Genomic DNA, 580 nt, shown 5'->3' with positions numbered 1-580 from the left:
TGGGCGGTTCTGCCACAGTTCGGAGCGCAGTGTGCGTACGTCTTTCTGAATGTCCAGCCGGGTCTTGAGCAGGCTGCGCCAGGCGGTGGAGCTGGCTCCGCTAGGGGGGCGCAATGAGGGTAGCTGTAACCACAGCTCATCCAGCGTTTGCAGTGCGTCTGCAGGGGCGTTCTGTAGTTTGCCCAGCACCGCCCACACTTGTTGGATGTGCTGTTGTAGTACCTGGCTCGCCTGGCGAATGGAAGGGTCCGTCTCCGGGGTGTCGGACAGCGCCTGCAGTTTTGCATGGTGCGTTGCCAGATTCAGGAAGGCCTGGCGCTGGGGGAAATTGAGGCCGAAAAACGCTTGTCGCAAGGTGTAGAGCGATTGCTCCAGGGTGTTGATCTGTTGAGTCAGGGTGTCGATATCGTTCTGCAGGGCCGGGCATTTGCTGTCGACCACGGACAGCGGCTGCGGGTCGATCAGGGGCAGTAGCGGCCGCTGGTTCAGGGGGCGCCCGAGCAAGGTGTTGATCTGGTGCGGGGTGGGAATGTCGCCATCGAAAATGGATTGCAGGGTGTAGCGATCCGTACGCAGTTGT

General features: G+C 60.9%; 1 pseudogene. It reads right to left on the bottom strand.

Going from position 1 to position 580, the window contains the following annotated elements:
* Positions 1-580 (bottom strand): annotated as a pseudogene (locus A3754_RS27270) (ATP-binding protein); the annotation flags it as partial.

It is taken from the genome of Alcanivorax sp. HI0083, assembly GCF_001635175.1.
The sequence above is the reverse complement of the archived record's forward strand: the minus strand, read 5'-3'. Positions and strand labels throughout refer to the sequence as shown.